This window comes from Bradyrhizobium sp. CB82, assembly GCF_029714405.1.
Taxonomy (GTDB): Bacteria; Pseudomonadota; Alphaproteobacteria; order Rhizobiales; family Xanthobacteraceae; genus Bradyrhizobium.
This window is the reverse complement of the sequence record NZ_CP121650.1, coordinates 3081613-3095458: the sequence shown is the minus strand read 5'-3', so window position 1 is coordinate 3095458 and position 13846 is coordinate 3081613. Positions and strand designations below refer to the sequence as shown.

13 protein-coding genes and 1 pseudogene are annotated in these 13846 nt (G+C 61.0%); 10 read left to right on the top strand and 4 right to left on the bottom strand.

The window, feature by feature from the left end; all coding sequences use genetic code 11:
- Window positions 1–72 precede the first annotated feature (72 nt).
- The 3 genes from QA640_RS14855 (at window position 73) to QA640_RS14845 (ending at window position 2498) form a co-directional block, all read left to right on the top strand.
- Complete coding sequence (locus QA640_RS14855) at window positions 73–489, top strand: transposase (RefSeq protein ID WP_283035445.1); 417 nt, start codon at window positions 73–75, stop codon at window positions 487–489.
- Complete coding sequence (gene tnpB, locus QA640_RS14850; RefSeq protein WP_080134255.1) at window positions 486–839, top strand: IS66 family insertion sequence element accessory protein TnpB; 354 nt, start codon at window positions 486–488, stop codon at window positions 837–839. The genes QA640_RS14855 and tnpB overlap by 4 nt, the downstream gene beginning before the upstream one ends.
- Before the next feature lie 69 nt (window positions 840–908).
- Window positions 909–2498, top strand: a complete 1590-nt coding sequence (locus QA640_RS14845) for an IS66 family transposase (RefSeq protein ID WP_283041367.1) — start codon at window positions 909–911, stop codon at window positions 2496–2498.
- A gap of 545 nt (window positions 2499–3043) precedes the next feature.
- Here the strand turns inward: QA640_RS14845 and QA640_RS14840 are convergent.
- From QA640_RS14840 to soxC, 3 genes are all read right to left on the bottom strand, one after another.
- Window positions 3044–3583: an ABC transporter substrate-binding protein gene (locus tag QA640_RS14840; RefSeq protein ID WP_283041366.1), complete on the bottom strand. Its 540-nt coding sequence runs from the start codon at window positions 3581–3583 to the stop codon at window positions 3044–3046.
- 659 nt (window positions 3584–4242) lie between these two features.
- Window positions 4243–4740, bottom strand: a complete 498-nt coding sequence (locus tag QA640_RS14835; RefSeq protein WP_283042798.1) for a c-type cytochrome — start codon at window positions 4738–4740, stop codon at window positions 4243–4245.
- A gap of 25 nt (window positions 4741–4765) precedes the next feature.
- A complete protein-coding gene (soxC, locus tag QA640_RS14830; protein ID WP_283041365.1) occupies window positions 4766–6079 on the bottom strand; it encodes a sulfite dehydrogenase in 1314 nt (437 codons plus the stop codon).
- Between the two features lie 150 nt (window positions 6080–6229).
- On the opposite strand from soxC, the pseudogene QA640_RS14825 reads away from it, so the two are divergent.
- A pseudogene (locus QA640_RS14825) lies at window positions 6230–7603 on the top strand (IS1182 family transposase); the annotation flags it as partial.
- A gap of 191 nt (window positions 7604–7794) precedes the next feature.
- Here QA640_RS14825 and QA640_RS14820 read toward each other — a convergent pair.
- Window positions 7795–9069: an IS256 family transposase gene (locus tag QA640_RS14820; protein WP_283041364.1), complete on the bottom strand. Its 1275-nt coding sequence runs from the start codon at window positions 9067–9069 to the stop codon at window positions 7795–7797.
- A 979-nt stretch (window positions 9070–10048) separates the two neighbouring features.
- On the opposite strand from QA640_RS14820, the gene QA640_RS14815 reads away from it, so the two are divergent.
- The 6 genes from QA640_RS14815 (at window position 10049) to QA640_RS14790 (ending at window position 13834) form a co-directional block, all read left to right on the top strand.
- Window positions 10049–11473 (top strand): caspase family protein, encoded by a 1425-nt coding sequence (locus tag QA640_RS14815; protein ID WP_283041363.1) that lies wholly within the window; start codon window positions 10049–10051, stop codon window positions 11471–11473.
- A gap of 224 nt (window positions 11474–11697) precedes the next feature.
- Window positions 11698–12066 (top strand): hypothetical protein, encoded by a 369-nt coding sequence (locus tag QA640_RS14810; RefSeq protein WP_283041362.1) that lies wholly within the window; start codon window positions 11698–11700, stop codon window positions 12064–12066.
- A 168-nt stretch (window positions 12067–12234) separates the two neighbouring features.
- Entirely contained in the window at window positions 12235–12405 is a 171-nt protein-coding gene (locus tag QA640_RS14805) for a hypothetical protein (RefSeq protein WP_283041361.1), read from the top strand.
- A gap of 501 nt (window positions 12406–12906) precedes the next feature.
- On the top strand, window positions 12907–13116 hold the full coding sequence (locus QA640_RS14800) for a hypothetical protein (protein WP_283041360.1): 210 nt from the start codon (window positions 12907–12909) through the stop codon (window positions 13114–13116).
- Window positions 13117–13442: 326 nt separating this feature from the next.
- Window positions 13443–13628 (top strand): hypothetical protein, encoded by a 186-nt coding sequence (locus tag QA640_RS14795; RefSeq protein ID WP_283041359.1) that lies wholly within the window; start codon window positions 13443–13445, stop codon window positions 13626–13628.
- 65 nt (window positions 13629–13693) lie between these two features.
- A complete protein-coding gene (locus QA640_RS14790; RefSeq protein WP_283041358.1) occupies window positions 13694–13834 on the top strand; it encodes a hypothetical protein in 141 nt (46 codons plus the stop codon).
- Window positions 13835–13846 lie beyond the last annotated feature (12 nt).

The following is a 13846-nucleotide window of genomic DNA, read 5'->3' as shown; positions in this document are numbered from 1 at the left end:
CTTAGCCGGAACCCTTGCTTCGGGATCGGAATAGCTGTGCGAAGAAGCCTCCGGGTTGGACGGAGGTTTGAGATGGGATTGGACAGCAAAAAGGACGTCCATTTAGACGGCCCAGGGTCGGTGAGCCGGTTGGAAGTTCTGGAAGGACCGTCGGGGCGGCGCGTGCGCTCGGAAGCTGAGAGAGCTCGGATCGTCGCGGAGAGTCTGTTGCCCGGTGCCCAGGTGGCCGAGGTGGCGCGCAAGCACGGAGCGACGCGCTGGCAGATCTACGATTGGCGACGGCGCTTTCGACAGCGAGGCCTGCTGCCGGCGTGCGAAGCGTCCCAGCCGACATTCGCGCCGCTGGTGGTGGGAGGTGCGTTGGAAGAGCGTCAGGCTCCGGCCATCAAGCTTGAGATCGCGATTGGTGATATCGTGCTGCGGACGGATACGGCCATTGATGCCGAGCAGCTGTCCCGGGTGATCCGCGTGCTGCGAGCATCACGATGATTGCGGCCGGTGCTGATCTGAAGATTTACGTTGCAACGCGGCCGATCGACTTCCGCTGTGGCCACGATGGGCTTGCGGCGAAGGTGCAGGAGATGCTTCGTCTTGACCCGTTCAGCGGCGCAGCCTTCGTGTTCCGATCGAAACGAGCGGACCGAATCAAGATTTTGGTGTGGGACCGAACGGGCCTGGTGTTGGTTCACAAGCGCCTCGAAGGTTGCAAGTTCGTTTGGCCAACGATCGCGGACGGCGTGATGCGGATGTCGCCGGCGATGTTCGCGGCTTTGTTCGAGGGGCTGGATTGGAGGTTGGTCCGCCCGGAAGAAGCGCGGCGGCCGCAGGTCGCTGGATAACTGCGGCAGAATGACTCGGCAGCTATTTTGAGCGTGGCACGTGTGGCGCCGATGTGCTCGAAATAGCACATGAGCATCGCGGCGCTGCGCGACGAAAACGAACGCCTCAAGGCGCTTTTGGCGCAAACGCAGGCGGCCTTGAGCGAGCATCAGGGGGCGCTGGCGGCGTCGGAGGAAGCGCGGCGTCGGCTAGAGATCATTCTCGGCGAATTGCGCCGCGAGAAGTTCGGCTCGAAGTCCGAGAAGCTGCGGCCAGATCAGTATCACTTACCGCTGGAAGACGTGGAGATCGCGCAAGGCATCCTGGACGCGGCGCAGGAGAGAGCCGAGGCTGTGATCAACGGCCGATCGCGGAACGTGCCGGATCAAGGTCCTCATCGCAATCGCGGCTGCTTGCCTGCCCATTTGCCGCGGGTGGAACGGATCATCGAGCCTGCAAGCACGCTCTGTCCGTGCGGTTGCGGCGCCATGGCGAAGATCGGCGAGGACGTCAGCAAACGCCTGGACGTGATACCGGCGCAATGGAGGGTGTTGGTCACGCGCCGCCCGAAATATATCTGTCGCCGCTGCTCGGGCCCCGTCGTGCAGGCGCACGCACCGGAGCACGTCGTGCCCGGCGGGCTGCCGACCGAAGCGGCCATCGCGCACGTGATCGTCTCCAAATTTGGCGACCACACGCCATTTTACCGTCAGGCCGAGATCTATGCGCGCCAGGGGATCCGGCTTGATCGGGCGACACTGGGCAACTGGTCCGGCCGAGCCTGCTTCCATCTTCAACCGATCGCGGACCACATGCGCCGCCGCCTGGCCATGGCGGATCGCCTGTTCATGGACGAAACCACGGCGCCGGTACTCGATCCCGGGCGCGGCCAAACGAAGAAAGGCTACTTCTGGGCGGTTGTCTCCGATGACCGCGGCCACAGCGGGCCAAGTCCGCCGATCGTGCTGTTCCGATATGCCCCTGGTCGCAGCGGTGCCTTTGCTGAGCAGTTCCTCGACGGTTTTGGCGGACGCTACCTGCAATGCGATGCCTATGACGGTTATGACCGGCTGACCGAGGTCGTTCGACCGCAAGGGCCGTGGACGCTCGTGCATTGCTGGAGCCATTTGCGCCGGCGCTTCGTCAAATTGGTGCGCAACAGCAAGTCTCCGATCGCCGAGGCCGCCGTTCGACACATCGCGCAGCTTTACGCCATCGAAGCCATGGTGCGCGGCTCGTCGCCGGACGTCCGGTTGGCCACGCGCAAGGAGCACTCGCTGCCCCTCATCGCGGCTTTAAAACCGTGGTTTGAGAAGCAGCTTTCTATGATCTCCAGCGGCTCAACGCTCGCCGAGGACATCCGCTATGCGCTCAATCACTGGCAGGGGCTGACCCGCTTCCTCGAAGACGGGCGTCTCGAACTCGACACCAACCCGGTCGAGAACGCCATCCGGCCGGTCTGCCTAACCAGAAAAAATGCGCTCTTCGCGGGCCATGAAATCGGGGCCGAAAACTGGGCCATGCTGGCGTCGATCGTCGCCACCTGCAAGCTCAACAGCGTCAGCCCGGTTGCCTACATCGCTGAAACACTCGAGGCGATCATCGACGGCCATCCCCACAGCAGGATCGATGACCTCATGCCGTGGCGATTCCGCAAAACGTCAAGCCAGCTTCAATAGGGTCATGGCTAAGCGCTTACTCAAAAGCGTCGCCAGCCCGATGATCGGGTGGCGTCCGGTCTTCCGCAGACAGCCGACGTGGCGACAGGACCTCAGCTAGTCAGCTCGGGGCCATAGCACGAAGTCGCTGCGCTCCAGCCCGCTGCGCGGGAGCAGGAGCCGAGAGGCCGGTAGCCGGCTGAGAGGACAGCGATAGCGGGGTGGCAAGGTCAACACGATCAACCAGCGTAGTGTTGGCGTGCAACACATGATCGCGCGCGGGTCAGCATCTTCATCCGACCAGCCACATCATCGGCCGCACCGATAACGCAATGATAAAGAATTGCCTTGACGAAAGCGCCAACCGGTTTGCTTGAATGTGCCGTCTATATTTCGGCTTCGCTGAACTTCACGCGCCTGCCGAGATGCCCGCCCGCTGCTTAGCCGGTGCCCAACTTCCCGCGACTTCGTGCTTGGCGCTTTTTGGACGCCGGCCAGTTGAGCGCGCGGGTCTTTCATTGTTGCCGGCGTCCAAAAACCAGCACAACAGCGGAAGCCATCGTAACTCATTCGATGACCTTGTCAGCTCGAGCCATGATGCTGTCCGGAATGGTTAGGCCAAGCGAGGCGGCAGTTTTAAGATTTACCGCGAGCTCGAAAACGACCGGCTGCTCGACAGGGAGTTCAGCAGGGTTGGCTCCCTTGAAAACCCTATCGCAGTATTGCGCAACCTTGACATAGATCGCCTCTAGCTTGGGATGGTAGCTGGCCAGTCCGCCCAGTGGGGCGTAAGGGCCAGACTGGTAAATTGCTGGTATTCTTGACCTTGCGGCCAAAGTTACAATTGCCGGCCTGGTTACATCGGCAAGCACAAATATGGCATCACAGTTCTCCTGTTTGATCGATTCAAAGGCCTGATCGAGATCACCAGGAGTCGGTGCGACCACGCGAACGGCTGCAAGTCCCAACCTGTTGATGGATGTTTCGGCCAATTCATATTGCTGCGGATGAGTTGGGTTGTTGGACATGAGCACAGCAACACGTTTTGCGGACGGCAGGATCGCGCGGAGAAGTTCGACCCCCTTGCCGACGGCATCGCCAACCATTGGCCATGCCCGTAATGTTGCCTCGGGGCCGTGCAAAGCTCTTGATGAAGCCCGAGCCAATTGGATCGGTCGCCGGGGCCATGATGATGGGAATTGTTGACGTCGCTTTCTGGGCGGCTGCTATGGCCGGCGTTGTGACGGCAACGATAACGTCAGGATGGAGAGCCACCAGGTCGGTTAAGAACGAAGGCAGTCGCTCAAGTTTCCCGTCAGCGCTTCGCTGGTCGATTATTAGATTCTTGCCTTCGATATAGCCGAGTTCTCGCAGTCCCCCGCGAAAGACATCATACATGGCGAGGTCCGGGGGGTTATCGAACCTTCCTGGATAGATGTGTGCAACGCGCCATATCTTACTAGATGATTGGTTCGCCATTGCGATCCACGGCCACACGACCGTGGTGTAACCGATGGCCCTAATGAGATTGCGCCGCAACATTGAACGGGCTCCAAATCAACTAGCTGGAAATCTGCACAATTCAAGCGAAGCCGATTTTGACCGGGCTGTGGAATTTCGCAAGCGGGCGTTGGTCTGATCCGGGTCACGAGCGTCGTCTTGTGCAATAGACGGGTGCTCGTCAACTTCCGCTATGCCCCGTTTGCGACCGAGTTCGTGTCGCGACGCAATATGTCGCGAAGGGCACATGAGCCGACATTTCAACTTAAATTCTATCGGGGAAACGGATTATGAAGCCACCACGGTTCGGCATCCGCACTTTGGGCAGCGTCTCGGGGTTCATGGTGTCGGTCTCACCGATGAGTTTGTTTTTCGCTAGGATGAACGCGGTCAGAGCGTAGACCTCGTCGTCGGTGAGTGACCTCGGCTGCTGCCACGGCATCCCTCTACGGATGAAGTCGAAGAGCGTCGTGGAATAAGGCCAAAAGTTCGCAATGGTCTTCATCCCGGCCGATATGTCGGTGATCTTGCCGCCTCCGAACAGCGGTGAAAAACCGAATTTGTTCTTGCCGTCCTGGTCATGGCAGGCGACACATTTCTCCGCGTAGATCCGCTCGCCTTGCGCCGGCGTACCGCTTCCCGCCGGCAGGCCAGAGCCGTCAGGCATAACGCTGATATCCCACGCCGCGACGTCGGCGGGGTCAATAGGCGTGCCAAGATTGGGCCCGTCGGCGAACGCTACGCTGATGCTCAGAGCGAACACCAACGAAGTGCTGTAGACGAAAATTCTATGTATAGGCATGGCTGATCTGCCCTTTGGCGTCGACCGCCCAACTAGTCACCGCGTTGAAGTGCTGGTTGGGATACGCCCCGATCGGTGGGACATTCTTCAACTCGCCGCGTCTGGCTACGAACTCGGCGCGTGTGGGTTGGAAGTTCCCGGCCTCATCCCAGGCCCGGCTTTGAAGTATTGCGGGGCCACCGTTCCAGTGCCAGGCCATGCGAAAACGGGTGAAAGCCTTCGCTAATACCGGCTCCTGCAGCGCCGCTTCGGCCCAACTCTGCCCGCCATCGGCCGAAACCAAAACTCGGGCGATACGGCCGGTGCCGGAATATGCGACACCGGAAATCTGATAAAGGCCGGGCTGCTTTAGGGTCATTCCGGGAGACGGCTGCGTGATGAACGATTTGACTTCTTGCAGGAAATAAAACTGGTATGCCTCGCCGTTCGGGAGAAGCTGCGTGTAGGTCTTGGTCTCCCAGAAGCCCATGGCTGGTTCCTCCACGAGCTTGATGCGCCGCAGATACTTGACGTTCATGTTACCCTCGTAGCCGGGCAGCAGCAGGCGCACCGGATACCCGTTACTCGGCGTGAGGCGCTCGCCATTTTGATAGAGGGCGATCATGGCGTCGTCCAAAGCCTTCGCCACGGGCACGCTGCGTGTCAGGTGAGGCGCGTCCGCGCCTTCGGCGATGAACCATTTCGCCTTCGGATCGATGCCGGTTTCTTCGAGCAGGGTGGAGAGCTTCACACCCGTCCATTCCGCACAAGACGCGAGGCCGTGCAGTGCCTGAACGTTGCCCTGCAGCGGCTGGGGGGAAAACAGCGGTGCGCTGTTGCCACCGCACTCCAGGAAGCTGATACGCGACACCATCGGGTAGCGCGCGAGTGCCTCAAGCGTGAACATCAAAGGGCGTTTGACGAGGCCATGAACTACGAGGCGGTGCTTGTCCGGATCGATGTCGGGCGGGCCGCCATAGGCGATCACGAAATGCAGGCCATTCGGCGTGATCATTCCGTTGAGCATGTGATGCGGGGTACGCGCAGTTTGAATGAATGGCAGGCCGTCGGGGTTGTTCAGCGTTCGCGCGACGTTCTTCTCAAACCGAGACGGCAGCTCATAGGGTTTGATGCTCGAACCGGGCTCAAGGCTCCATGGATCATCCTTGAGTGGCTCGGCCGCGGCGCTTGTCAGCGAGGCCCCGACGCCCGTGCTGAGCGCGCCTGCTATAGCGACGCCCTGCCCGAGCAATGCACGCCGGCCAATCAGACCGTTTCCAGCTACAGCGTCCCCCGAAGGATAACGAATTCCCTTGGGCATGACCGCCTCCACAGCTGTCGGCGTCTTGAGAGTATAGCGCTGATTTCCTCTCGCCCGCAATGACCGGTTCGGGTCGATGCTGTCGAAAAAGGGGCTTGAGAAGCCCGCCGAACAGTGATTTTTGCTGAGAAGGCGGCAGGAGAGTCGGCGATGATGGGGCGGCAGGACCGAGATCAAAGGCAGCTCTTTTATGAGTTTAGCCTCGACGACATGATCCCGGCTGACCACCTGTTGCGACGGATCAATGTGTTTGCGACGGCCGTTCTGGCCGATTTGCACCAACAGCTAAAGCCTTTTTACAGCGACATCGGCCGCCCCTCGGTTGATCCCGAGCGGATGATCCGGATGCTCCTGGTCGGTTATTGCTATGGCATTCGTCATGAGCGCCGGCTGTGTCAGGAAGTGGCGCTGCACCTGGCTTACCGCTGGTTCTGCAAGCTCGATCTCGACGACAAGGTTCCGCACCACTCGACGTTCTCGGTGAACCGGCTTGGCCGCTTCCGTGAGAGCGAGATCCTGCGGCATATCTTCGAGCGCGTGGTTGCAACGTGCATGGCCGCCGGCCTCGTCAAGGGCGAAGGGTTCGCGGTGGATGCGAGCGTGATGGAAGCCAACGCCAGCCGTTATCATGGCAAAGCGCCGGATGAGTTGGACTGGACCGACGCGCAACGACAGAAGCGTGCCGTGGCCGAGTATCTTGCTGGACTTGAGGCCGAGGCGCAGGTCCAGCAAGGCGGGGACAGTCGCGGTGGCGGTTCTGACGGGACCCCGACCGCAGCGCCCGATCGCAAGCCGCCGAAGGTGATCTCGCCTTCCGATCCGTCCTCGGCGTGGACAGCGAAAGCCAACAAGCGCGTGCAGTTCGGGTATGGGCTCAACTATCTCATCGACGTCGAGCACGCAGTCATTGTCGACGTCGAACCAACGCCCGCGCGCACCTATGACGAGGTCGAGTCCACAAAGATAATGCTCGACCGAACCGAGCATCGCTTTAGTTTGAAGCCGAAGCGGCTCGCTGCCGACACCGCTTACGGAACGGGCCGTTTCCTCGGTTGGCTGGTTGGCCGCGGGATCGCTCCACATATTCCCGTTCGCGCCGCAAGCGAGCGCGATGACGGCACCTTTTCACGCAGTGACTTCCGCTGGGACAAGCGGCGTGGCGTCTACATTTGTCCAAACAACAAAGTGCTTCACACCACCGGCACCGTGCACGACGGCAACATGCTCCGCTACCGTGCCTCCAAATTCGACTGCGATGCTTGCGCGCTGAAGATGCGATGCTGTCCGAATATGGCTGCCCGACAGGTGCCCCGTGACATTCACGAAGATGCTCGCGATATGGCGCGACGGCTGATGGGGACAAAGCGCTTCCTCAAATCGCGAGATGAACGCAAGCGCGTTGAGATGCGCTTTGCTCATCTCAAGACCCACCACGGGTTCGAACGCATGCGGCTCAGAGGTCTCTCCGGCGCTCGTGACGAGTTTCACCTTGCCGCCATCGTGCAGAACCTCAAGACGATGGCGCTCCATTTGCTCGGCCCACCAACAGGTCAGGTGCGCGTCGATTGCGTAAGAAGCACGGCAATTTGGGCGATCCAGCCAGGCCGTGACGCCCAGCCAGGGGCCAAGTGAAAACGTCTCCCCAACAGCAAGCGATTTGGGGGATGTCCCGATCGCTGTTGAACTACGTCGGGCCGACGTTGCCGGAATGAATGTTACGCGGCCCTCGTGACGTGGGCAACGGGGTTGATCGTCATGCGATTGTGGCGAGCTTGAAGGGCCGCACGCAAAACCGACAATTGCTTATGCGCCTTCAATCGTCGGAAGCCCTTGTTGGCCTCGATCATGCCGGCCGCGACCCATCGCAAGGCCATGCCGGCATCCCGCCAGCGCTTGATGTTGCGCGTGACGCGGCGAATGGTGCCCATCATGTTCTCGGCGATGTTGGTACAAGCGAGCGATCGACGAAGCTCCTTCGGCAGCTTCAACCGGACGACAGTCAGGATTTCGTCGAGGCCTTCGAGGATGCTGGCCGCTACGCCGGGCCATTGCTGGTCGAGTCGACGCGCGAGATTGCGGATCAATTTTTCAGCCTTGTCGGCGTCATCGAGCTCCCAGGCCTGGCGCAGCACCCGACGGGTGGCCGCATGATGCTCTTTCGGCAGGCGTTCCATGATGTTGCGCGCCTTGTGGATCTGGCAGCGCTGGATCGCAGCGGCCGAACCGAAGGTGCGGCGGATCGCCTTCGACAACGCCTTCGCGCCGTCGGCGATGAACAGTCTTGGCACCGTCGGGTCGAGCCCGCGTGAGACCAGGTTGTCCAGCAGGGCCTGAACCGTTGCGGCGTTCTCGGTCGCCCCTTCCACCAGCGCCAGCGGATGCTTGTTGCCTTCGCCGTCAACTCCGATCGCGGCCACCAGCACGAGATCGTCGCCGAGATGCAGCCCGTCGATTTGGACCACCAGAAGGTCGAGCGCGGACAGATCGGCAGCCATGAAGTCGGCCAGCCGCGCCGCCGACAGCGCTACGAACCTCCGCGAGGCCGCCGACTTCGAAACCCCCGATCCGGGCGGTGCCGGCACGTCACCCTCGGGCAGCCGGACAGCGCGGCCGAACCGGCGCGTCGACACATTGATCAGCATCAGGTTCATCGCCCAGCGACCGAGCCAGTCCTCCTCCGCCGCCGTTTCCCAGCTCGGGATCGTGACCTCGCGGCCGTCCACGCCCCGGACCCGCGGGCGCTCGACCTCGATCTTGCCGCCGTGGAAGCCGATCCGTCCCCGCGTTCGGCCCCAACGGTGCGCCCGCCGCGCCGCGTCGCGACCGTGGCGCGGCCCGCAGGCCGCCGTGACATCCGCCTCCATCATCGTGCCGAGCGCCTCGATCCCTGCCGCAAGGCAGAACCGATCGAAGCTCGCCCGCACTTCTGCAAACGCTTCGTCCACAGCCCCGGTCGCCGGCCAACCAGCCGGTGTGATATCTCTCGTCATGGCGTTGCTCTCCTTTGTGGAATCAGCACCCCGAGCCTACCGGCTCAAGGTGGGCAACGCCGACCTCTTCAGAAATTCAACAGAACCCGGGACATCCCCCGCTGTGATCGCACGACAGGTTGAAACCCGATAGCGAAGCGTTTTGATTTTTTCGGCAAGTTCAAGCGCTCGACGGACAGAGATGCGCTACCTTCAAGGCGGTCGGTCTAACCGCCTACCCTGATTGATTTGACTCAGAATATCCACGGCACATACCGACGACCCCCGTTTAAGCCCCCGCGACGATCGCACCCAACTCCTCCCGAGAGGTCCTCCAACTCCAGTCTAGGCTCGCGACGCGAACTACCAGAATACGATAGTCGGGTCTTCCGGTGAGAACGGATAAGGGCCGAAGACGCTCGCTAACGCTCGGAATCTCTTTCGCGACAGTCGCCAACGAGAGGAAACGAACTAGCCCCCGTTCTAGCTTAAGCCTCCCCGGGCTTTAGAAGCGCACCGGCTTATTTTCGGAGCGAGGGGCGGGCCCGGCCGAAAACGCTCGCTGCGCCTTCCCTGGCTCACCGGTCTTTCAAAGGCTGGTGTCGCGCGAGGCTTACCTTGCCAAGCCAAGAATGCTGAGGCGGCAATAAACGCGGACAGCACGTAGTGCAGCGCCGGTCGATCCGGCGATCAGGACAACCCACTTCGGGGCCCAAGTATCCGCTCAGGCGAGGAAACTGGCTACCATCAACGCCATTCTTCAACGCCGGGGTATCGGAAAAACCTATTTGGTCGCTGCAGACTCCTGACACATGACGCAACGCGGACATGGCTGGGGTTGTCGTGGGTGAGATTTACCGGAAGTTGTATTGGGCGAAATTGACGTCGCAAGTCCCTCGGTTGCATTGTGATTAGATAACGGACTGTGCCGAAGATCACGATTTGCCTTTCGAGCTGTATCATATTCTTATTGGAGCATTGCTTTCAGTGGGAGATACGGATGAAGATCCGGTCGTTCCTTTTGGCTCTGATCTTTACACTGCTTGCGCTCGTGCTTATGACGGCTGCGGACAATTGCCTTGCCGATACGAGGGTCGCGTTGGTGATTGGCAACGGGGCCTATCGCAATGTCCCGCGGCTGACCAATCCGGCGAACGACGCCGCCGATGTTGCCACCGCGCTCAAATCCCTCGGGTTTGAGACGATCGTGGCAACCGATCTCGATCGGGCCGGAATGGACGAGGCCGCGATCCGCTTCTCTCGCGCGGCTCGAGACGCCGACATTGCGCTGCTATACTACAGCGGCCACGCGCTTCAGTTCAGTGGGGTCAACTACCTGGCGCCGATCGACACGCGACTGACTGATGTGGCGGACCTGCGACGCCTGGTACGCCTCGACGATATCGTTGCCGACCTACAACAGGCCAAGAACTTGCGCATTCTCGTGCTCGATGCCTGCCGCGACAACCCGTTTGCCAACGAGTTGCGGCGTTCGCTCGGCACCAGCCGGGCCGTCCCGCTCCAGCGGGGATTGGCCAAGCTGGACAATGCGCAAGGCATGATCGTTGCCTATGCCACCCAGGCCGGACAAACCGCGGAGGATGGCGATGGTCGCAACAGTCCGTACACCACGGCCTTTCTCGAAAACATCAAGGCACGGGAGGAGATAGGAACGATCTTCCGCAGGATCAGCTCCGATGTCTACGAAACGACCAAGCACAGCCAATTGCCCGAGCTTTCCCTGTCGATCATCGGTGAATTCTATTTGCATGGGAAGGTGGAGATTTCTCCCACAGCTCAGCCCTCCGTGCTGGCGAGAACCTTGCTGGGCACGCCGTTCAATCCCGACGAAGTGCCCTTTTTGTGCGATCAGTGCCGTGCGCAGATCACAGCCGGCTTCGTCGGCAAGCCCTTGCATTCCGCCCTGGTGCTGTCGTTTGACGGCGGGTCCTATTGGTCGACAGGACGGCATACCGCCCTGGAGGCGCGCGCCGGCGCCCTGGCTCAATGCTTGAACGTCAATCGGTTGGGCTGCTTCGTCTACGCCATCGATGGCCGCATCACTTGGGATGAACCGCCGCCGCCCCTCCCGATCGAACCCTGGATTTCAGCGAACGCCAGTGCAGGCCGGCCATTGAACATTCAGGACATAGGCGCGATTCATACGAGCGACCGCGACAGAGCGGCGCGACTGTATCAGCAATATCACGGCAAGGCTCTCGCAGTCGGACCGGACTGGCAATGGACAATGACTGGCCGAGCCGACGCCGACAACGAGGCCGCACGTGTGGTCCTGCAGCGATGCGGCTACATCACCACTCTCCGTGTCGCGTGGTCGCAATTGGCGATTCCTTCGTCGTCGACCGTACCCTCTTGGAGTCCGTGCCTCGTTCGCTGCCCGCAAGGCCGCTGTCGCAGAACGTGACCGGGCCTGATTACGCGTTGACGGGGCCGCAACTTCGGTGGAACGAAATTCCATTCGTCTGCGATCAATGCCGCAAACAGATCGAACAGGATCTGAGCAGCAGGCCTAGCCACACTGCGCTCGCCATTTCCTGGTCTGGCGGCTACTGGACGACGTGGGGGCGGGGCAGCGCTGAGGAGGCCCGAACGCGCGCCCTCGGCTCCTGCCTCGGTGCATCACAGACAATGTGTTTCGTCTATGCCGTCGACGGAAAAGTGGTGTGGAAGGAAGCGCCCCTGGATGTTCCGCCTGCGCCCTGGTTCAGCCACGTAGGCGAAAAGCCATTGGCCGTGAACGAGCCAGGCGTCTTTTCCGACACGGCGCGGAAGTTCATTGAGAGATTCTATTCTCCGGCGTCCGGACCAAAGGCCATCGCCATGGGCGACGGCGGATACCTCGGATACGCGCTTGGCGCGCAGCTCAAATCCGAAGATGAGGCGGCGCGCATGGCACTTGAACGTTGCGGGTTCCTGATCCAAGCGATATGCCGTATCGTTGCAATCAACGACAGCTTTGTCGTCGATACCGATGCGATTATACGCTTGCGCCGTTGAATGCCGCAGATCGGACGCGCTTGTCACCTCGCGCGGACGGCAGCGGACGTCGTGACGGTGCTGGAAGATGTCTCCCTTTGTGAAAGGCTTCGGATGCCGGCCGCTGGAGGATCGAGGCCACAGCCACGGGCGGCCGGCGTCCGAAAGCCTCCCAGCAGGAAACCGCGCTTGAGGGAACGCAAGGCCGCGCGGCAGGCGCTGGAGCTCAATGCGAGGAGCGGCGCAACGAGTCTGAAGGCCATTGCAGCCGGTCTTACCGAAAAAGGCATTGCGACCGCGCGCGGCGCGGTCCAGATCGCTTTGCGGCCCTGTAAGAATTCCGGCAGGCAGTGCCAGTAGTTGCCGGAGCGCTTCATCGCAGAGACTGCGGCATGGTGCAGGCAGATCTCGTCCTTGCCGGCCCTGCAGTGCCAGACTACAAGCGCGCGGTCGCCACCGGCTTGCAGGTATGTCCAGAGCTTCATCTGATGGGGTCGAGGCCGCCAATTGTTGTGCGGCAGCAGGATGTCGCGCATTTGTCCTAGAGGCGGGGTGCCGTGGGAATTCTGGCTGACAGCCGAGTTCTCTCGCTGAACGCCCCGGCAAATTGCTTTTTCGTGCCAAAGATTGGCAACAACTAACAAGCGAACGTCGTTGACGTCTCGCTTGGGAGGGCTCAAAATCCCGTCACATCTTCACTCGGTTGATGGCTTTTCTTCCAGCAGTCGGGGGCACCTTTCGGCCCGGCAGCGATGCCGGGCCTTTTCTCTTTTGCGCGAGAGCCGTCAGCCTTGAACGGATGAATAGCAACGCCGGGCCGCAGGCTGACTGCAGCAACGTCGATATCTGGATCAGGAGCCAGTGAGCGAACAGCACGACGACCACATCTGGCTGACAGTCCGCGGCGAGGCTTGGGCCATCCGGCGCATCAGGGGCCGCACCTTTCACCTGTGGCGCGGCTACGAGCCCAATTTGGAGTTCTGCGCCGTCGACATTCTGGATCCCGACTGGGACGCCTATTGCGCGGCTGCGGTAGAGCTGCTGCGCAAGCAATACCCTACCGACCCCTGATTTTCTTCGGCAGCCTGCTCATCCTGACCGCCTTGTGCTTGCCCAGCAGGTTCGATTTCCGACGGAGCTGCTTCAGCTGAGGGGCGACATCACGCCGCGAGAAGTGACGCTCGGCCACGTTATTCCTGACTTCTTCAAGCTCATAAGGTTTCCCAACATGCTGGAACCCTCCGTCCCGGAACGAGGCCCCAGCTCAGGAGTTAGGTCAAAACCCCTCCAAGGAGGGAGTGGGAGGGCAGTCCCCAGCGTTACAGATCCCCTTTCCGCAGCGTTGAGGCTGCCCTCTTGGAAGCCTAACGCCGCGTTGAATGTCGGAAGATGCGGTGATGCGCGATTATCGGACCCATCTCGAAAAGCTGCGACAGGACGCCGCCGATTGCCAGGTCATCGCGACGCTCGCGACCGACAGCAGCAAGCGCGACATGTTCAGGCGACTAGCCATGCACCTCTCGAGGCTCGCCGACGAGGTTGAGCGCGAACTCTCGTTAGAATGCCAGAAGCGTCCTCACTAGGGCGCGTTAGTGCCGCGCTAGTGGGTGCGGCGTTACATCGCTTTCTGCTTTTCAGAATAGTCGCCGTGCTGACTGCCGAGTTCGCCAACGGAGCGATTCTCGTCAAACTGGTCAGCCCAGAGGTGCGCACCGCTCTCGGTATCGATGAGCTGGGCATGCACGCGCAGCCGTCGCCACTCGGCTGCACGCTGCCTTCCAGCACATAGCGCACACCTAGA